This window comes from Puerhibacterium puerhi (genome assembly GCF_009846865.1).
Classification (GTDB): domain Bacteria; phylum Actinomycetota; class Actinomycetes; order Actinomycetales; family Cellulomonadaceae; genus Puerhibacterium; species Puerhibacterium puerhi.
Map to the genome: position 1 here is coordinate 57,363 of NZ_WUWN01000010.1, position 17,586 is coordinate 74,948.

At 71.3% G+C, this 17,586-nt stretch carries 19 protein-coding genes; 1 reads left to right on the forward strand and 18 read right to left on the reverse strand.

Annotated elements, in window-relative coordinates; all coding sequences use genetic code 11:
• Positions 1 to 19 precede the first annotated feature (19 nt).
• From GSF02_RS07775 to GSF02_RS07785, 3 genes are read right to left on the reverse strand one after another with little or no spacing between them, the layout of a single operon-like run.
• Positions 20 to 460 (reverse strand): hypothetical protein, encoded by a 441-nt coding sequence (locus tag GSF02_RS07775; protein ID WP_159794437.1) that lies wholly within the window; start codon positions 458 to 460, stop codon positions 20 to 22.
• Positions 457 to 636, reverse strand: a complete 180-nt coding sequence (locus tag GSF02_RS07780; RefSeq protein ID WP_159794439.1) for a hypothetical protein — start codon at positions 634 to 636, stop codon at positions 457 to 459. The genes GSF02_RS07775 and GSF02_RS07780 overlap by 4 nt, the downstream gene beginning before the upstream one ends.
• The gene (locus GSF02_RS07785) at positions 633 to 5,090 is read right to left on the reverse strand and encodes a hypothetical protein (RefSeq protein WP_159794441.1); all 4,458 of its coding nucleotides are present in this window, start codon (positions 5,088 to 5,090) and stop codon (positions 633 to 635) included. The genes GSF02_RS07780 and GSF02_RS07785 overlap by 4 nt, the downstream gene beginning before the upstream one ends.
• Before the next feature lie 47 nt (positions 5,091 to 5,137).
• Here GSF02_RS07785 and GSF02_RS07790 point away from each other — a divergent pair, with 47 nt between their 5' ends.
• Entirely contained in the window at positions 5,138 to 5,371 is a 234-nt protein-coding gene (locus GSF02_RS07790; RefSeq protein WP_159794443.1) for a hypothetical protein, read from the forward strand.
• 113 nt (positions 5,372 to 5,484) lie between these two features.
• Here GSF02_RS07790 and GSF02_RS07795 read toward each other — a convergent pair whose 3' ends face one another.
• From GSF02_RS07795 to GSF02_RS07865, 15 genes are all read right to left on the reverse strand, one after another.
• A complete protein-coding gene (locus GSF02_RS07795; RefSeq protein ID WP_159794445.1) occupies positions 5,485 to 5,850 on the reverse strand; it encodes a hypothetical protein in 366 nt (121 codons plus the stop codon).
• Positions 5,851 to 5,860: 10 nt separating this feature from the next.
• Entirely contained in the window at positions 5,861 to 6,685 is an 825-nt protein-coding gene (locus tag GSF02_RS07800) for a hypothetical protein (RefSeq protein WP_159794447.1), read from the reverse strand.
• Between the two features lies 1 nt (position 6,686).
• On the reverse strand, positions 6,687 to 9,833 hold the full coding sequence (locus tag GSF02_RS07805) for a phage tail protein (RefSeq protein WP_159794449.1): 3,147 nt from the start codon (positions 9,831 to 9,833) through the stop codon (positions 6,687 to 6,689).
• Between the two features lie 3 nt (positions 9,834 to 9,836).
• A complete protein-coding gene (locus tag GSF02_RS07810; protein WP_159794451.1) occupies positions 9,837 to 10,232 on the reverse strand; it encodes a hypothetical protein in 396 nt (131 codons plus the stop codon).
• The gene (locus GSF02_RS07815; RefSeq protein WP_159794453.1) at positions 10,229 to 10,609 is read right to left on the reverse strand and encodes a hypothetical protein; all 381 of its coding nucleotides are present in this window, start codon (positions 10,607 to 10,609) and stop codon (positions 10,229 to 10,231) included. Before GSF02_RS07815 ends, GSF02_RS07810 begins: the two co-directional genes overlap by 4 nt.
• Before the next feature lie 103 nt (positions 10,610 to 10,712).
• Positions 10,713 to 11,309: a phage tail tube protein gene (locus GSF02_RS07820; RefSeq protein ID WP_159794455.1), complete on the reverse strand. Its 597-nt coding sequence runs from the start codon at positions 11,307 to 11,309 to the stop codon at positions 10,713 to 10,715.
• A gap of 55 nt (positions 11,310 to 11,364) precedes the next feature.
• On the reverse strand, positions 11,365 to 11,763 hold the full coding sequence (locus tag GSF02_RS07825; protein WP_159794457.1) for a hypothetical protein: 399 nt from the start codon (positions 11,761 to 11,763) through the stop codon (positions 11,365 to 11,367).
• Positions 11,763 to 12,062 carry a DUF5403 family protein gene (locus GSF02_RS07830; protein WP_159794459.1) on the reverse strand — a complete coding sequence of 100 codons (300 nt, stop codon included), beginning with the start codon at positions 12,060 to 12,062 and terminating at the stop codon, positions 11,763 to 11,765. Before GSF02_RS07830 ends, GSF02_RS07825 begins: the two co-directional genes overlap by 1 nt.
• 1 nt (position 12,063) lies before the next feature.
• Complete coding sequence (locus tag GSF02_RS07835) at positions 12,064 to 12,393, reverse strand: hypothetical protein (RefSeq protein WP_159794461.1); 330 nt, start codon at positions 12,391 to 12,393, stop codon at positions 12,064 to 12,066.
• On the reverse strand, positions 12,390 to 12,779 hold the full coding sequence (locus GSF02_RS07840; protein ID WP_159794463.1) for a Gp19/Gp15/Gp42 family protein: 390 nt from the start codon (positions 12,777 to 12,779) through the stop codon (positions 12,390 to 12,392). Before GSF02_RS07840 ends, GSF02_RS07835 begins: the two co-directional genes overlap by 4 nt.
• A 64-nt stretch (positions 12,780 to 12,843) precedes the next feature.
• Positions 12,844 to 13,878 carry a major capsid protein gene (locus GSF02_RS07845; RefSeq protein ID WP_159794465.1) on the reverse strand — a complete coding sequence of 345 codons (1,035 nt, stop codon included), beginning with the start codon at positions 13,876 to 13,878 and terminating at the stop codon, positions 12,844 to 12,846.
• A 3-nt stretch (positions 13,879 to 13,881) separates the two neighbouring features.
• Positions 13,882 to 14,310, reverse strand: a complete 429-nt coding sequence (locus GSF02_RS07850) for a head decoration protein (RefSeq protein WP_159794467.1) — start codon at positions 14,308 to 14,310, stop codon at positions 13,882 to 13,884.
• Positions 14,310 to 15,158 (reverse strand): hypothetical protein, encoded by an 849-nt coding sequence (locus GSF02_RS07855; RefSeq protein WP_159794469.1) that lies wholly within the window; start codon positions 15,156 to 15,158, stop codon positions 14,310 to 14,312. The genes GSF02_RS07850 and GSF02_RS07855 overlap by 1 nt, the downstream gene beginning before the upstream one ends.
• 43 nt (positions 15,159 to 15,201) lie before the next feature.
• Positions 15,202 to 16,221, reverse strand: a complete 1,020-nt coding sequence (locus tag GSF02_RS07860) for a hypothetical protein (RefSeq protein WP_159794471.1) — start codon at positions 16,219 to 16,221, stop codon at positions 15,202 to 15,204.
• Entirely contained in the window at positions 16,193 to 17,578 is a 1,386-nt protein-coding gene (locus tag GSF02_RS07865; RefSeq protein ID WP_159794473.1) for a phage portal protein, read from the reverse strand. Before GSF02_RS07865 ends, GSF02_RS07860 begins: the two co-directional genes overlap by 29 nt.
• Positions 17,579 to 17,586 lie beyond the last annotated feature (8 nt).

Genomic DNA, 17,586 nt, shown 5'->3' on the forward strand with positions numbered 1-17,586 from the left:
GGGTGTGGGTGTGGGTGGGTCAGTCGCCGTCGGGCGGCGGGTAGGCGGGGTCGAGGTCGCGCAGGCGGCGGCTGGCGGTGGCGGCCTCGCGGCGGGCGGACTCGGCGGTGTCCTGCACGCGGCGCACGTCGCCGCGCACGCCCTCGAGTTCGGCGCGCTGCTGGCGGTTCTCCTCGCGCAGGCCGCCGATGTCGCGGCGCATCTCGGCCACGCCGGCGAGCACCGCGTCGAGCTTGGAGCCGAGGCCGTCGACGTCGTTGCGCAGGTTCGTCTTGTGGTCGTTGGCGACGTGCTCGCGCACCTTCTCGGTCTTGCCGAGCAGCTCGTCGAGCCGCGGCTTGAGCCACCTCGCCGCCAGGCCCAGAGCGACGACGGCCGCGGTGCCGAGCACGGTGCCGAGCGCGCCGAGCAGGCCGCCGGACGTGGCGACCTGCTCGGCGGCCTGCTCCATGAACGTCATGCCTCGGTGGCCTCCGCCGGTGCGGTGTCGGCGAGCTGGGCCTCGAGCTCGCGGACGCGTGCCTCGGCCTGCTCGGCGCGGGCCGTCTGGATCGCGACGGCGAACGTCGCATCGGACAGCTGGACGCGCAGGGAGTTCATGACGCCGTTGACGTCGACCTGCGTGGGCTCGTTCATGGTGTCTCCGTGGTGGTGAGGAGGGACTCGAGGATGGCCACGCGCTCGACCAGGGAGCGCACGACCGGGATGAGGAGCAGCGGCAGCCGGTCGTACATCACGCCGGTGAGGGTGCCGTCCTCGTCGTAGGTGCAGAACTCGGCCAGGCCGGCGGCCTCGACCTCTTCAGCGACGACGCCCGGGATGCGCGGCAGGTGCACCCCGGCGCGGGCGACGACGTCGGGATCGAGGCTGGCCAGGTCGTCGGTGGCGCGGACCTCGTCGAGCGCCGAGTGCTGACGGTCGTACATGCCCCGGTCGATCCAGTCGCGCACCGGGACGTCGAGCACCCTGGCCGGGTTGACCGAGGCGTCGATGTCGGCGATGTCGACCTTCGCGGCCCGCAGCGAGCCGTTGCCGCGGTAGATGCTCGCCCTCCCGGTAGGAGAGACGATCATGGTCAGCGGCTGACCGGCGGCGGTGGTGGCCGGCAGGTTGTAGAAGGACAGCAAGTTCGAGCGGGTGTAGATGGCGATCTCGCCGGAGGAGTTCGCCATGGAGATGTAGCCGCGGTTGGGCGAGCCGATGTACCAGGACCCACCGCCGTGCACCAGGACGCGCGCGTTGTCGTTGTTCGAGTTGCCCGTCGAGGTCTCCTCCACGCGCAGCTGCGCGTAGTTCGACTTCACGCCGTCGTAGGTGGTCACGCCCAACGCGAGCGTCGAGCGGAGCGCACCGTAGGCCGGGCCACGGATCCATCCGTGCTGATTGCCCTCGACCGAGTTCCACGCTCCGACGAGCAGCGCCAGCGCGCCGTCCTCGTCGTAGAACGACAGCTGGTTGTTGGTGTTGATCTGCAGCCGCGTCGTCCCTGAGGAGTCGTAGCCCAGGACACCGCTGAAGCTGGCATTGGTCATCACGCTCAGCCGGTTCCTGCCGGCGGTGTCCATGAGCCACAGCGCGGTCGTCTCACCGTTGACGCCGATCGTCATGCGGTTGACGTTGCGGCTGTCGAACATCCACAGGTTCGGGTCGCCCCCGGTGGAGCTCGTCAGCAGCGCGCGACTGCCGCTGTCCGCGGTCTGGACGGACGCACCGACCACCGAGCCACCCCGGATCGTGCCACCGACGATCGACGCGGTGTCGCCCTCGATCTGCACGGTCAGGTTGCCCGAGGTGTCGTAGGCGCGAAGCCCCGACTCGCTGATCTTGACGCCGCGGTTGGCCTGCGCCACGGACTGGATCAGCGCACCCGTGATCGACGCGGTGCTGCCTTCGAGCTGAACCGTCAGGTTGCCCGCATTGTCGTAGGCGCGAAGCCCCGACTCGCTGATCTTGACGCCGCGGTTGGCCTGCGCCAGCGACTGGATCAGCGCACCCGTGATGACGTACCCGTCCATCACCCCGACGATGAAGTTGTCGGCCGTCAAGGTGTTCGCCTTGACGTGAACGCCCTCGATCTCCTTGGCCTTGATGTGCCTGCCCAGGATGCTGCCGTCGACGATCAGCGATGCGTCGGTGGCGTTGGTCAGCGAGGGGTTCAGCACGAGGGTGTCGCCGGCCGTCTCACCCCAGTAGTTCTTGTCGAGGTAGATGGTGGCGGACGCGGCCGTTTCTGGCGCCTCGACGATGTAGTCGATGTAGCGGGCATCGGCGCCGTAGCGGTCTGCGGGCACGGGGTCCGACGTGGCCGTGCGGACTGACGCGCCGGCCGCGTCGTGGAACTGGATCGCCGCGCGAACCCGCCGCCCCGCCGCAGGGGCCTCGGGGAAGCTGCCCGCGATGCCGATACCAACCCGGAACCGGTAGCTCGACCCGGGGTCGACGTCGAACGATCCCACCCGGTTGTTGCGCGAGGTGCCGCCGAACCGCAGCGCGATGAACCCAGAGAAGGTGCCGTTCGTGCCGCCACTGCCGCGCGCAGCGATGACCCAGCCAAGGTCGGCGTCATTGAGCCCACGAATCGCGCTTCCGGTCCAGCCGACGTGCGGCTCGGTGCCGGATTCCGGGCTCCACGGGATCATGTTCGGCCCCGCGCCGATCAGCGCTTCGTTGGCCAGCACCTTGCCGGCGATCAGCTTGGCCGTCCAGATTCTCTGCGCGACCTGCGTGTCGACGGTGGCATTGCTGGCGAACAGGTTGGCGACGTCGGCACGCTGGAACGCCGCAGTGCTGGCCGCGATCTTCTGCGCCACGGCCTCGATGACCTCGGCCGACCCCGCCGTCAGCTTGCCGACGTCCAGCCCGGCGAGCACACCGTTGCCCAGCTGGGAAGGTGTCCACGTGCCCCCGGCGTCCCCGGCCGCGGTCTGTGTCCACTGCCCGATGACGACGCCGGACAGGCTGCCCTGGTGGCGGAACCAGGTGCTGTTCTGCGGCGCCTTGTCGTTCGACGTCGGAGCGGCGGTGGAGTGGAAGATCCGCGGGGTGCCCTTGGCGGTGGAGCTAGCCGCCGTCGCCAGCGAGCCCGCCTGCCCGGACTGCTGGATCGCGGTGGCGACCTCAGACTCGGCCTCGGTGATCCTCTCCTGGGCATTGGCGATGTCCTGCTGTGCCTTGGTGACCTTCGGGTTCAGCAGGTCGAGGTCTTCGCGGTTCTTCTCGATCGCCTCGGTGATGTTCTTGTCGATGTCATCGACGACCAGCGGGGTCGGGGTGGCGTAGTTCGACCAGGCCGACCAGCTCGAGGCGTTGCCCGAACGGTCCACCGCGCGAGCGCGGTAGCGGACCTGCTGGTTGTACGGCAGGCCGGTGACCAGGATGTAGCCGCCGGTCTTGTCGAGGATCGAGTCGACCGGGTTGGTCGCGCCCTCCTGGATCACCTCGACCCGGTCGAAGTCGAGCGGCATCGTCCCACCGGCGGCGGTCTTACCGTCCCACGTCACCCGCACCACGGCGCGCGACACCGACGCGACCGGTGCCGAGGGCACCGCTGGCGGGGTGACGTCGTCCTCCACGGTGACGGTCACGACGCTCGACCAGGCGCCCGGCACCGCGGAGTAGCGGCCACGAGCGCGCACCTTCACCTGCAGCACCTCACCGACGGCCACCGGCTGGTAGGTCGCCTGCGAGTCGTCCGCCGACATGACGACACTCCACGGCGCACCAACGACGTTGCGCCGCACCGCAACCTGGTAGTCGGCAATCTCCATCGCCGTGCCGTCGGTCGCGGTCGTGACGTCGCCCCAGTCCATCGACAGCACGCCGCGAGCGGCGCCGTCGGTGTCGATGTAGGCGTCGGAGGACACGACCAGCCCGGGCGGTGCGGCCGGCTGGCGCCGGTCGGGGCCCTCCGGCGCCGGGCGTGCGCCCGACCCGCCGTCAGCGGTAGCTCCGCCGGTGATGCCGGCCATGCGCTTGGCGCGGCGCAGCTCGGCGTCCAGCACCCGGTCGTTCAGCACGACCGACCCGCCCGGCACGCCGCCCTCGAGCGTGAGCGTCACCTGAGCGACACGTACCCGCTCGGCCTGGACGTTCGTCGGGGCGGTGATCCACTGCCCGGGCGCGTAGTCCACCATCGGCCAGAACTGCGCGCCGGACAGCGTCAGGCTGCGGGTGTACTGCGCACGTGTGCGCGCCCGCCGCTCGAGCTCAGCCTGCACGAGCGTGCGCGCGGTGCCGTCGTCGCTCACCCCGCCCTGAGAGATGTAGCCCTCCCACACGCCCCACGGCGTCGGCGCGGACGGGTTGTCCAGCGTGAGCGCCAGGCCGTTGTCACCGCGCAGCAGTACCCGCCCGACGATCTCCTCGAGCGACTCGTTCGAGGGCGCCTCACCCACGTCACGCCCCAGGTGCAGCCGCACCGACGCGGACCGGTCCGCCGCCAGCACCGTGTCGGCGTTCCACACCAGCAGCTGGCGGCCGCGGGTGCGCCAGTCGCACATACCCTGGGCGGTGAGGCTGTCGAGGACCTGGAAGACCTCGATGCCGGGCTCGAGGTAGAGGGTGACGACCTTGGCCCAGGCCTGGCCGGCGGCGTCACGGTTGGTGTCGAAGCCAAGGGTGACGGGCACGCCGCCGCGCGCGGCGTTCTCACCCATGAGGGTGGCGATGATCGTGCCGGCCGAGGCGGAGTAGAACGGGCGCTTACCGGCCTGGGAGTGGTCCTCCGGCAGGACGTTGCTCAGGTCCAGCAGGCGGGCCTTGCGCAGCAGCCAGCCGTAGGACGGCGCGGTGATCGTGACCGTCCGGGACTGGTCTGCCAGATCGTCGTCCTTGGCGATCCACAGGAACCGCCCGCCGTCCGGCTCGACCCACGCCCCGCCGTGGTCGGTGACCTCGACGGCCAGCTCGACGCCCTGCGACAGCGCGCGGTCCAGGATCGTGCCACCCAGCGCGAGCCGCGAGTAGGTCGCGCTCAGCGCCCCGGCGTCGTCATGGGGGAACGACGCCTCGAGCTTGAGCGGCTGCGGCAGCAGCCCGAGCCGCTCACCGGCCGGGGCGTAGGCCACCAGGCGGATGCCGAAGTCAGCCAACAGATTTCACCCTCTCTCGGCACACGCTGACCGGTACGGTCGCGGCCGTGACTGAATACCGCCTCGTGACGTTCGCGTTCCCTGCCAGCCAGCTACTGCCGCCCGTCGGCACGGTCAACGTGCGGACCATCGACTTCGCCGGGTCGATCCCCGAGCTCGCCGAGCACATGGACGGCTGGGAGGTCATCAACACCCAGCTGATCCCTGGCGGTGACGTCATCTACGTCACCTACTCGCTGCGCACGAACGTCGCCGTCCCTGGTGGGACGCAGGCGGTATAGCCCCGGCTCGGTCGGGTCGATCCTGATCGTCGGCAGCACGTGCACGCTGCCGGACCTCAGGTCCGCCACATGCACGTTCTGAGCGGCGATCAGCGCGGAGTCGAACGTCGGTCTCATGAGGGGTCTCCCATCGGAGCGGGCTCGGCCGGCGCCATTGGATCGCCAGGCGCGGGATCAGGTTCGGGGTCGGTCTCGGAGGCTGTCGCCGCGCGCATGGCCGCGTCCGCGGTGCCCTGAGCCGCGGTCGCGGCGGCCAGCGCGGCGTTCGCGAGCGCCGCGGCGTTCGCGGCCGCAGAGGTCGCGGCGATCGCACGCTCTTCCGCGGCGGCCGCGCGCGCCTCGGCTGCCGCAGCGCGAGCGGTCAGGTCGGCGATCGGGTCCTGCGTCGGGTCACCGTCCGTCGGGTCACCCTCTGTCGGGTCGGCCTCCGTCGGGTCGGCCGGCTCGTCGGTGGGTTCGGTGTCGACGACTTCGCTCACAGGTGCCTCCTCACAGATATGCGGGCGCGCCGCGCACCATCAGCGCGGTCGCGGTGGACAGGCCCGACCCGCTCACGCGCAGGCGCGCGCGCCGGTCGGCCGGGTCGGTGCCTTGCATGCGCGGCCAGATCTGCAGCGGACCGGCCGCTGGGTAGTCCAGGCCCGACGTGACGTCGGTGCCGCCGGTCCAGGCGGACGACGAGGCCGACCACCACGCGCGCAGCGTGCCGGCGTCCAGGTACAGGTAGCGGCCGGCCGTCAGCGCCGCGCCAGCCCAGGACAGGCCCGTGCCTGAGACGACGTCGGTCACCGCCACCGTCGTGGCCGGCCCGGTCACACGGACGATGGCGTCGGCGACCGGACCGGTCGACACCCCCAGGTGTGCGATCTCGACCGTGTCGCCGGAGGCCACGACCGTGGCCGGCGACGACGCGACTGGGCCGCGCAGGAACACGCCGGGGATCGCCAGCGCCACGCTGAACGCCGCCGTTTGCCCGGGGCGGAAGTCGTCGGGGGACAGCGACACGAGCCGTGCCGGAGCGCTGGCCGCGGCGCCGGCCGACCGTCGAGTGACGGTCAGGCCCGGCGCGGCGAGCAGCGCGACGAGCTCGGCCTGCGCTTCCTCGAGCGATGTCTGCGGCCCCACTGGCTGCAGCTTGAGGTTCAGCTGCGGCTCGTCGAACACGGGCAGCCCCGGCGCGATCACGCCGTGGCGCCCGGGTACGTCGATCGTCGCGGCGCGGACGCTGACCGGGGGGCGCCACAGGGTGCCCTTCTGGATGAACCAACGGTTGGCGTCCACCCCGGACAGCAGCCAGGTGATGTCTGCGGGCACGTCACACTCCGATCGCCGCGGCGTACTGCAGCGCCTTGTTGGTCGTCACAGACGTCGGCTCGGCCTGGGGGAAGTTGTTCGTGATGTGCTGCACGACGCGCGGACCGCTGCCGACGGCGTCGGCGTCCGACACCGTGCCCTCGAGGCCGACCGAAGAGAGGCCGCCGTCAGTGATCGCCGCGTTCGCCGCGGACATCACGGTGGTCGTGGCCGCGACCAGCCGGCCGCTCTCGTCGAGGACGCCCTGAGCGAGCGCGTCGACGATCGAGCGGCCGGAGTACAGCGACCATCCCTTGCCCGAGAACGGGCCCTCCTTAGCCGGAGAGAACGGCAGGAGATTTCGGGCCGCCTGCATCACGCCACCGACGGCGTTCTTGACCTTGCCGACCATGCCCTTGATGCCGTCGATCAGGCCGCTGATGATCTTCCGGCCGGACTCGGCAAGCCATGAGCCGGCGCCGGAGAAGAATCCGAGGATCCGGTCCCTGATGCCCGTCACCGTGTCGACGACGTTGTTCACGCCGGCGACAGCCGCCTGTCGCAACCCGCTCCAGATGGTCGAGAAGACGGCCTTGATGCCGTTCCACACCGAGCTCCACACCGACCGGATGACGTTGATCCCGGCGGTGATGACCGACCGGACGATGTTGATCGCGCCCGTGACGATCGCCTCGATGGTGTTCCAGACGCCGGAGAGGATCTGCAGGATCCCGTTCCAGACACCGGACCAGTCCCCACGGATGGCCGAGGTGACCACCTGGATCACGCCCTGGACGATCTGCATCACCGACGCGATGACGTTCGCGACCGTGTTGAACACCGTCTGCACGACGGGCAGTAGCGCCTCGATGATCGGGATCAGCAGGTTCCCGATCATCGCGACCAGCGGTGCGATCGCTGCGACGAGCTGGGCGACGATCGGCGCCACCGCGGCGATGACGGGAGCCATCGCCTGGAACATCGAGACGAGGACCGGCAGCAGCGCCTGCACCAGTTGCAGCAGCACCGGCGCCAGGGCCTGCACCACCGACAGGAACGCCGGCAGCGCGGTCTGCGCGACCTGCAGCAGAAGCGGCAGGACTGCCTGGATCGCCGTCAGCAGCAGCGTGCCGACCGCCTGGGCGATCGCCAGGACTACCGGGGCGAGCAGCTGCAGCGTCGGGCCGAGCGCCTGGGCGATCGCCAGGAAGATCGGCATCGCCTGCTGCACCAGCTGCAGTAGCGCCGGCAGCAGCGCCTGGACGGCGCCGAGCAGCACCGTGCCCAGCGTCGTGCCGATCTGATGCACCACGGGCGCCAGCACGGTGAGTGCCTGCGTGAGCGTCTGCCCGAGGGCGGCGACCACGGGTTCGAGCGCACCGGCCAGCTGGCCGACGATGCCGATCAGCGGGGTGATCGCCTGGATCACCGGGCCCAGCGCCGGCAGCAGCGTCTGGAACGCCTGCCCGATCTGGATCAGCAGCGGCGCCAGAGCCTGCACCGCCCCGACGAGCGCCGAGCCCAGGACCGGGATGAGCGGCTGCAGACCCATGAGCACCTGCGTGATCGTCGGCGCGAGCGCCCGCAATGCCCCGCCCAGGACGGTGCCGATGACGGGGCCGAGCTGGCCGACGATCTGCCCGAGCTGGCCGAGCAGGAAGCCCAGCGGCTGCAGAGCGGGCAGCAGCCCGGTGACGAGCCCCTGGATGCCCGCGAGCGCCGCCTCGAGGCCGGTCGCGACGACCGGCTGCGACAGCGCAGCAGAGATCCCAGTGAGGGCCGTTGCGAGGGTGGCTGCCAGGCCAGCCAGCACTGTGCTGATCGTCGGCGCGAGCGCAGCCAGCATGTTGCCGATCGGGCCGAGTGCGCCGGCGAGGGCCTGGGCGCCCTGGGCAGCGCCGGCGAAGATCGTCGACAACGCCGTCTGGAAGACCGGGCCGTTGACGATGCCGGCGATGGTGCCGAGGGTGGCGGCGAAGTTCTGCAGGCCGCCGCCGCCGGAGCCGATCGCCCGGAAGACGCCACCGATGATCGAGCCGAGGTTCTTGACGACGTCGACGAGGTAGCCGAACTGCGTCGCTGCGTTCTCGATCCAGGCGGTCAGGTTCCCGTTGGAGTCGGCGGTCTGGACCCACTCGTTGAAGCGGGTGCCGATCTCGCCCAGCCAGCGGCCGATCGCCGGGAGGTACTGGCTGCCCGTGTAGCCGAGCGTGGTGAACGCCTCGACGAACGGGGCCACCGCGGCGCGCGCCTCGGTGATGCTGTCGCGGACGTTGCGCAGGATGCCCTGCAGGACGCCGCCGCCCAGGTTGGACTGCATCGCCCGGGCCAGGTCGCCCGTCATACCACCGAGCGAGTTCGACACACCGATCATGCCGAGCCGCAGCTCGGGCAGCAGGGTGCGCGTCATCTCGATGATCGGCTTGCGCGCGGCGTCCCAGTAGCGCGCCGACATGACGTCGCCGAGCTCCTGCATGCTCGACTTGAGCGGGGCGAGCTGCTTGCCGGCGTCCTTCCACGCCACGATGAGCGCGGCGATGCCCGCGGCCGCCGCGGTGAAGGCGGCCGGCAGCATCAGGGCGAGCGGCGCGATCTGCGCGAGCGACGTGGCCAGCGAGCCGAGGCCGGCGACGGACTGCAGAGCGACGACGCCGAGGCTGCCGATCGCGACGGCGGTCGTGGCCAGCTTCGGCACCGCGCGGTCGACGTTGGACAGCGACGTCGACAGGCGCCGCACGGCGTCGCCGGCGACGCGGGCGCCGGACAGGGCGGCCAGCATCGTCGTGGCGCGGGCGGCCGCGCCGCGGCTGATCTGCGGGACGATCTCCGCGACGCGACGGCGCGCCAGCAGCGCGAGCGCCGTCGCGGCGACGCCGGTGTCGGCGTCGGCGTTGACCGTGACGTCGCGGTCGTCGGCGAGGCCGTCGATCTTCCGCGACGCCTCGGCGGTGTCGGCGGTGACGCCGACACCGGTCTTGGTCTTGGCGATGTCCTTGGTCAGCCGCAGCACGGCCTGGCGCGCCGGCTTGGTGTCGGCGTCGACCGACACCAGCAGGCGGGCCTGCTTCTCGATCCGGTCGAGGGACTTCTTGAGGTCGGCCCGGAACCGTGAGGTGTCCGGGATGACGCGGATCGAGACGCGCCCGACGGTCTTGCCGCCCGTGGCCATGCGTCACCTCCCGAGATGCTTCAAGAGCTCCTGGATGGACTTCGGCCGGATCACGCGGCGCCCGTCGGCGGGCGTCTTGAGCAGCGACGGCTTGGCCTTCTTGCCGCCCCACTTCGTGATCAGGAGGTTCGCGACCGTCACGAGGTACTGGGTGCTCGGCGTCCAGCCGAGCCAGGACGGCACCCCGTCGCCGCCGGTGACGTCCGGCGGGTTGTCGCGCAGGTGGGCGGCGCGGAAGCGGGACCACGGCTCGGTCATGAGCCCGTGGATCCGCACGAGCACCTCGCGGGGCTCGAGGTGGCCGGCCCACATCTGCTCGAGACGCAGGCCGTAGAACTGCTGGAAGTCTGCGACCAGCTCGACCTCGTACCGGTCGAGGTAGCCGCAGACGGCCGTCATTCCCCCACGGCCCTCGTGTACTTCGCGATGAGCGCGGAGAACACCTGCTCGGAGTGCTCGAGCCCCTCGGACCAGGCGACGTAGGCGTCGCGGTCGACGGCGATCGACTCGAAGAACTCGTCGGCGTCGGCGAGCAGGTCGAGCATCGCGGCCGCAGCTCTCGGGTCGTTCTCGTCGACTTCGCCGTCCTCGCCGGCGACGTCGCTCAGCTGCAGGCCGAGCTTGAGGAGGTTCGACCGGTCGCGCTGACGGAACGCCGTCGCCGGCTTGAGGGCGGGCACGCCCTTGAGCAGCTCGTCTTCGGCGATCTGCGCGTCGCGCTCCTCGAGGGTCCTGCTGGTGGCCGGCTTGGTGGCCGGCTTGCGGGTGGTCGACATGGTGCAGCCCTTCGTGTCGATGTGTGGGGGTGTGCAGCCCTAGGGGAGGTGGAGCCGCGGGCGGGGCAGGGCTGCATCCGGACCCCGCCCGCGGCGGCTTGTGTCAGGACCCGCTGACGAACGCCTCGGGCCCGTAGATCTCGAAGAGCCCCGGCTCGCCGTCCGGGGACAGGGGGATGACCGACTCGTCGGCGGCCTGGAAGGTGGCCGAGAACGGCACCTCCATGAACGTCTCGCGGTCCACCGCCGGGGCGTCCCCGTAGGTGAAGTTGACGTTCGGGATGTAGAGGCCGAACTTGCCGGAGTCGTGGGAGGCGAGCATCACGAGGGCGAGCTCCTGGCCGCGCTTGGCGGCGGGCACCACGACGCCCTTGCCGTCTGCGGTGTCCCAGCCGTTGTAGATCTTCTTGAGCGTGACCTTGTCGAGCTGGATGGAGTTGCCCGTGAGCGACCAGGTGGTCGTCTCGTAGATGGTGTAGAGGTTGGCCTGCAGCCAGGACCCGAGGGCCGTGGCGTCGCCGCCGTCGACGGACAGCTCCGGGGTGTTCTCCTCGGAGGTGTGCCCGAAGTTGTCCCAGTCGGCCGGGGCGGTGCCGAGCAGCGTGAACGCGGCGATCCCTCCGGTGGGCAGGGGCGTGTTCTTCGGAGCGGTGAAGAACGTGCCACGGCCGGGGATGGCGTAGGCGGTGGAAACGGTCATCGCGGATCTCCTTCGCGTGGGTGCAGCCCTCTTGCGCCGGAGATGTCGGGTGGTGTCACACGGAGCGACAGGTGAGGGTCCAGACCCCCGTGTACTGCCGGGTCGTCTTCGCGTTCGCCTCCGGGGTGGAGACACGCGACGGGATGGACTCGTCGTCCACCGCGTTGACGTGGCCGTGCGCGGTCGTGGTGCCAGCCCACGAGTGCACGGCGCGGTAGCCGCGGGCCGCGAGCGCCCACGCCTGGTCGGCGGGGCCGAGGAACGACAGCTCGAGGCTGAGGGTCCACAGGCCCGGGCCGTTGCCGACCTGGCCGTCACCGGAGACGGAGTAGATGACCGCGGGGAAGGTCAGGTCGGTCTCGTACTCGGAGGCGACGTAGGCGTCCGAGAACGCCGCGGTCAGCAGGTCGAAGACCATCGACTCGGCGTCGATGAGCGGTGCGGCGTCGAACATCAGCCGCCCTCCGGCATGTCGTTGTAGGCGTTGCGCATGATGTGCAGGCCGGGCACCCACTGGGTGCGGTCACGGTTGTGGACGTGGCCGAACTCGACGTAGGCGGCCTCGGGGTGGTCGAGCACCACGAGGCGGTCCTTGCGGGACCGCTCGACCTCGATCCGGCCGGCGAGGGAGCCGTGCCCGGCGGCACGGGCCCGGGCGAGTGCCGCGAGCTCGTCGGCGACGGCGTCCATCTCGGCCGAGTCGCCGGCGATCTGTGCCGCGTCGATGTGGGCGCGCTTGAAGACCTCGGCCACGTCACGCCCCCTTGACCCGCTGGATGAGGATCTCCCAGTGCGTCGTCCGCTCGGAGCCGTCGAACTCCTGGGGGTCGCCCTGCGGTTCGTACTCGTCGCCGCGGAAGGTGATCAGCGAGTGGACGTCGCCCGGCCACGTGCGGGCGATGACCCGCTTGAGCGTGCTGACCTGCAGGCCGTCGGTGTTCGTCTCTGTGGCGGAGCTCGACCGGACGGTACAGGGCACCTCGACGGGGTCGCCGTCGAGCCGGTACTCGGTGCCGTGCGCACCGCGCACGAGCCGGCGGTTCTGCACCGTGACGACGTGGCGCGGCCGGTTGAGCATGCTCACCGGCCCCACCCCCGGTCGGCGCTGAGGCCGATCGTGCCGACGACTGGCGTCGTCGTGCCGCGTAGCACCGTGAGGTCGTTGTTCGTCAGCCACATGTCGCCTGACGCGACCGTGGCCGAGCGGGTGTAGGAGTAGGTGCCGTCCGACTCCGACCGGTAGCCCTCCGGGTCGCGCAGGACGCGCAGCACGACGTCGCAGACGGTCTTGATGTAGGTGCGTTGCGAGAGCTGGCCCGACTGCAGGCGCCGCTTGGCAGCGGGCACCATGTCGTCGATGAACGCGACCGCGTCCCCGATCTTCGTCATCAGGTAGGCGTCGCTGTAGCCGGCCAGGACGTCGCCCTCAGCACGGTCCCGCAGCTCCTTGAGCCAGTCGATCTCGGCCATGGGCCCTCCCCTCAGACGGGGAGGGGCTGCATGCCGCAGCCCCTCCCGCACGCGTGGTGACCGGTCAGGACCCGGAGACAGTGACCGCGGCCGACAGGGTCGCGTTGGCGCGCTCGACGATCGGCAGCGCGATGCCCGAGACGAGCACGTCCAGGCCCTGCGGGTCCTCGCGGGAGAAGGCGCCGGCGAAGATGCCGGCGCGCTCGCCCTCGGGGATGCCGTAGGACGGCTGCAGCGACTCGGCCGGGATGCCGAGGTCGGTGGCGCCGAGCGAGCCGCCGGCCACGCTCGAGCCCGGCGACGGCAGCAGCACGAACGTGCCGGCCGGGAACACCGGGCGGCCGAGGTCGAACCCGCTGTAGGCCTGGTCCACGACGGTGAACTGCGTCAGACCGTACTGGGCGAACACGCCGCGCACGTCGTCGTAGGACACGCGGCCCGGCAGGTTGCTCGTGCGGCCGAGGGCCTGGCCGATCACCTGCTCGTTCTTGGACAGCGTCTCCATCACGTCGAGCGTGAGCAGCGCCGCCGTCGGGGCCGTGCTGATCGCGGCCACGCGCTGGATCCAGCCGATCACGTCGTCGACCGGGGTGGCGTTCGCGGCCGTCCACGGGACCGACGGGACGACGGTCAGCGACGGGTCCCGACCGAAGTCGATCGACGCGGTCAGGCCGTTCTCGCTCAGCACGAGCTTGCCCGTGCGCAGCGCCTCAGCGCGGGCGAGCTCGAGGCGGAACGCGACGCCGCGGCCCAGATCCTCGGCGTACCGGTCCAGCCGGGCGCCGATCGCCTCCGTCTGGCCCGACAGCTGCAGCTCGGCGAGCTCCGAGACGGGCAGCTTGCGGCTGATCGGGGGCAGCTTGCCGGACTTGCGGATGCCGCCGCCGGTGCGGCCGTAGGGCGCCTCGGTGTCGAAGGCGCGGAACTCCGCGACGTCGACGAGGCTCTTGGCCCCCGCCTCGAACTCGAAGTTCAGCGACGGGTTCTCTCGGTTGGGCAGGTACGCGCTCAGCGGCAGGGCGTTGGACACCGCGGCGACCGCGGCCCGCGCCGCCGCCGTGAGCTCGACCGCCGAGCGGTAGTCGGTGTTGAGCGGCATGTGTCAGGCCTCCTTGTAGTCGACGCCGACGAACACGAAGACGCCGGTGGTCTTCGTGGCGGTCGACAGGTCGGGGCGGGTGGGGACGTGCGCCGGGTCGACGATGCCGTGCACGAGCAGCGGCGCGTTGAGCACCTGCGTGGTGACGCCCGAGAAGTCGGCCTCGAGCTGCTGCGGCTCGAGGAGGAAGCCGGCGAGGTGCTGCCGGCCGTCCGAGGCGTCGGGGTCGTAGGGGCCGTAGGTCGCCTGACCGGTGACCTTGCCGAGCGGCAGGCCCGACGGCACGACGCCGTTGGCGTCGTAGTGCGTGCCGGCCTGCAGCAGCTTCACGTCGATGGCGGCGGGGATGGCGTTGTCGCGGCCGTGCTTGGAGCGCAGCCAGCGGTAGTCGCCACCACCGGTCGCCGACGTCTTGATGGAGAAGTCGGACATCAGTCCTCCTGGTGGTTGGTCGTGTACTTCTCGGCGTACTTCGCCTGTGCGGCTGCGACCGAACCCGCCCGCGAGTCCCCCTGCCGGAGGCGACGGTGGTTCATCGAGTACGGGTCGCGGGGTCCCCTGTCGGGGGCTCGCTGCGCGAACGCGTCGAGGATCGACTGGACCTTGGCCTCGTCGACCTCGCCGTCGTCAGCGAGAAGCTGGGATGCGTCGAGCACGTCGGTGAGCGCGTCGATCGCCGTGCGGCTCTCCTCGTCGCCGGGGTCGTAGACGCCAGCGGCCGCGGCCGCGGCGCGCACCGCGTACCGGACGGCGACGCGCTGGAACTTCTCGGCGCCGAGGTTCTCGCCCTCGCGCCGGGCGTCCTCGCGCACCTGGTCGAGGTCGACGTCGTCGCCGGCCTGCGCCTTGATCCGCTCGAGCTCGTCGGCGGCGTCCTGTAGGCGCACGATCTCCTTGGCGTCGACGCCGGTGGCCTTCCAGCGTCGCTCGTTCACGCGCGACTGGTGCCGGTAGTAGGCCACCTGCTGCTCGAGCGTCATGTCCCTGACGGGCGTGTCCGGCGGGAACCCGAGGTCGTCACAGTCGCCGCCGTCGTCGTCGCCGCCCTGGTCACCGCCGTCGCCGCCGTCGTCGTCGCCGCCCTGGTCACCGCCGTCGCCGCCACCGTCCTGGCCACCCTCGCCGTCGCCGTCCTCGCCGTCGCCGGCGTGCATGACGGCCGAGCCGAAGGTGCGGCGGTGGAAGGCGAGCAGGGCGTCGATGCCGCCGGGGGCGGTGATGTCGATGTGTGCGGTGCCGGGCGTGTAGGTGCACGGGGCGGCTGACGTGTCGTCTGCCATGGCGGGTCTCCTTGTCAGGGGATGGGTGGGCGTGGCGCCCGGGTCAGGCGGCCTGCAGGTTGGCCGTCATGCGCTCCACGAGGGCGCGGTGGTACCGGAGGGCCTCCGGGTTGGCCTCGACGGTGTAGTCGCGGCCGAGGTAGGTGAACGTCTGCGGGCGGCCGGTGGCGGCCGCGCGCTCGAGCTGGTCGGCCCAGGTCTGCGACGTCTCGCGCATGCGCTGCCAGGAGCGGTGCTGGTCGTCGCGGTTGGGCTCGCGGTAGCGGCGGTGGCCGGCGGCGGCCGGGCCGCGGTGCTTCTGGCCCTCGGGCGCGAGGATGGGGCCGAGCTCGCCGTTCTCGACGGTCTGGATGCGCACGCGGGCCAGCTCCTGCCGGCCGGTGCCGCCGGCGGCGCCGTACAGCCGCGCGAGGTCGTCGTCGTTGAGCTGCAGGCCGGGGTCCTCGTCGCCGACGATCGGCAGCGTCTCGCACCGGCACCGGTCGTGCATCGGCATTAGGTCGCGCACGCTGTAGAAGCGGCTCGCCGCCGCGATGCACAGGCCGCACGTGCCCGAGGTCGACAGCTCGGGGTGGATGACGCGGCGGTAGCCGGTCACCGTGGGCGTCGCGGCGTAGGTGTCGCGCTGCTCGCGGTTGTCGATCGCTCGCACGTCGGCCTCGACGAGCTGCTCGATGCGGTCACGGACGGCGTCCATGGCCTCGCCCTGGTGGCCCTGGGACCATGCCCAGCGGCCGGCGGTGGCCGGCCGCTGGTAGGCCTCGAGCGTGGTGGTGTCGAAGCGCGGGTAGATGTACTCGACCGGGTCGATCTGCGACGGCGCGGCGTCGAGCGAGCGCAGCGCCGTCATCGCGTAGGACCGGCTCTGTCGTTGCGCCTGGCGCAGCGCCGACTCCACGAGCACGGCCGACCGGGCGGCGCGTCCCCAGGCGAACGTGTCGTCCCACAGCTGCGACGGCGTCGCCGTGGCCCACAGGTTCCACAGCGCGGCGATGAGCTTGGTGACGAGGGCGTCGTAGGTCTGTGCCTTGCGTTCAGCTACCCGCTGCAGGTTCGCCGCCAACCTGGACCACCTCCGCGAACTGCTCGTCGTCGAGGTCCTGCTCCGCCTGCTGGATCTGCTGCGGCGTGAGCTGGTAGATCTCGCGCCAGATCGTCTTGCGGGGCAGCGTCGTGCTGGCCTGCGAGGCTGCCTGCGCCTTCTCGGTCCACGAGGCCCGGTCGACGGGCGCCCAGATGACCTCGAAGTCCCCGCGCGGCGTGCCGGTCGCCTCGAACGACAGCTCTATGAGCGTCGCCAGCGCGTCACCGGCGAGCGCGTTGAGCGTCTCGACCTTGAAGAGGATCGGCTCGCGGGTGAGGTTGGCGCCCGCAGCCGAGCCGTCGACGGCGTCGGGCGAGAGGATGTACGCCGGCGTCGACGAGGCGATCGCCAGCGCCCGCAGCTCGTCCTTGACCGTGGTCAGCAGCGGGGAGATGTCGGTGACCGCCGACTCCTCGACTTCCGTGCCAGAGGGCAGCCGCCACATGGCGGCGGGGCCGGCCTGGAAGATCTCGTCGTAGGGGATCCGCTGGCCCGCGAGCGGGTGGTCCGCCGGGTAGACGTCCGGCAGGTCGCCCGCGATCCACCGCTGGCGGAACGCCTGCATCACCGTGATGCACAGCCGCTGGAAGATCGTGTGGTTGATCCGGTCCAGCGTGTCGAGGTGCGGCTCGAACTGGCCGAGCCCGTCGGGCGCCGAGAACTTCACCAGCGGCACCCGCGACAGGCCCAGCGGCTCAGCCTCGCCGATCCAGTCCCAGGCGCGGCCGGGGTACCAGCGAGCGCCGCTGCTGGGGATCGACGAGACGCTGCCGGGTCGCACGGCGGTGCGCGAGTACACGCGTCCGTCCGGGCCCTGCCGGTAGAGCGTGATGACGTCCTGCCGCTCGAGCGCGTCGTAGCCCACGACGATGCCGGCCTCGACGTTCCAGGGCTCGCCCGGGGCTGTCTCGGCGCAGGTGGTCCACACCGACTCGTGGTGCATGCCGCCGTCGCGGTCGACGCTGGCGTAGCCCTCGCCGTAGATGCCGACGTCGGTGAAGATGCTGCGCGCCTGGATCGCCATGTGCGAGGCGTTCCAGCGGGCCATCGCCTCGGCGTCGCCCTCGGCGTCGCCGGCCGTCGTGGTGCGGAAGCCGAGCGGCTGCTGGCGCGAGACAGGCGCGTCGACGATCAGCCGCGCGACGTTCAGGCGGCCGAGGTTGACGAACCGGCGGTAGGTCTCGCGCATGACGTCGTTGCCGCCGTCGGGCACCTGGATGGTGCCCTGGTGGTGGGCGCGCAGCTTGGCCTTGCGCGGGAACGACGCGCCGAGCGCCGTCGCCAGGCGCATGAGCCACCACTCGTCGGTGCCCGGGACGTCGGTCTTGTACAGCACGTGCGACC

What these genes read in the sequence shown, in the direction of transcription:
- GSF02_RS07855 (WP_159794469.1), bottom strand. Translation starts at nt 15,158, where the DNA reads ATGGCAGACGACACGTCAGCCGCCCCGTGCACCTACACGCCCGGCACC.
- GSF02_RS07850 (WP_159794467.1), bottom strand. Translation starts at nt 14,310, where the DNA reads ATGTCCGACTTCTCCATCAAGACGTCGGCGACCGGTGGTGGCGACTAC.
- GSF02_RS07805 (WP_159794449.1), bottom strand. Translation starts at nt 9,833, where the DNA reads ATGGCCACGGGCGGCAAGACCGTCGGGCGCGTCTCGATCCGCGTCATC.
- GSF02_RS07845 (WP_159794465.1), bottom strand. Translation starts at nt 13,878, where the DNA reads ATGCCGCTCAACACCGACTACCGCTCGGCGGTCGAGCTCACGGCGGCG.
- GSF02_RS07815 (WP_159794453.1), bottom strand. Translation starts at nt 10,609, where the DNA reads ATGTCGACCACCCGCAAGCCGGCCACCAAGCCGGCCACCAGCAGGACC.
- GSF02_RS07820 (WP_159794455.1), bottom strand. Translation starts at nt 11,309, where the DNA reads ATGACCGTTTCCACCGCCTACGCCATCCCCGGCCGTGGCACGTTCTTC.
- GSF02_RS07825 (WP_159794457.1), bottom strand. Translation starts at nt 11,763, where the DNA reads ATGTTCGACGCCGCACCGCTCATCGACGCCGAGTCGATGGTCTTCGAC.
- GSF02_RS07775 (WP_159794437.1), bottom strand. Translation starts at nt 460, where the DNA reads ATGACGTTCATGGAGCAGGCCGCCGAGCAGGTCGCCACGTCCGGCGGC.
- GSF02_RS07810 (WP_159794451.1), bottom strand. Translation starts at nt 10,232, where the DNA reads ATGACGGCCGTCTGCGGCTACCTCGACCGGTACGAGGTCGAGCTGGTC.
- GSF02_RS07840 (WP_159794463.1), bottom strand. Translation starts at nt 12,779, where the DNA reads ATGGCCGAGATCGACTGGCTCAAGGAGCTGCGGGACCGTGCTGAGGGC.
- GSF02_RS07780 (WP_159794439.1), bottom strand. Translation starts at nt 636, where the DNA reads ATGAACGAGCCCACGCAGGTCGACGTCAACGGCGTCATGAACTCCCTG.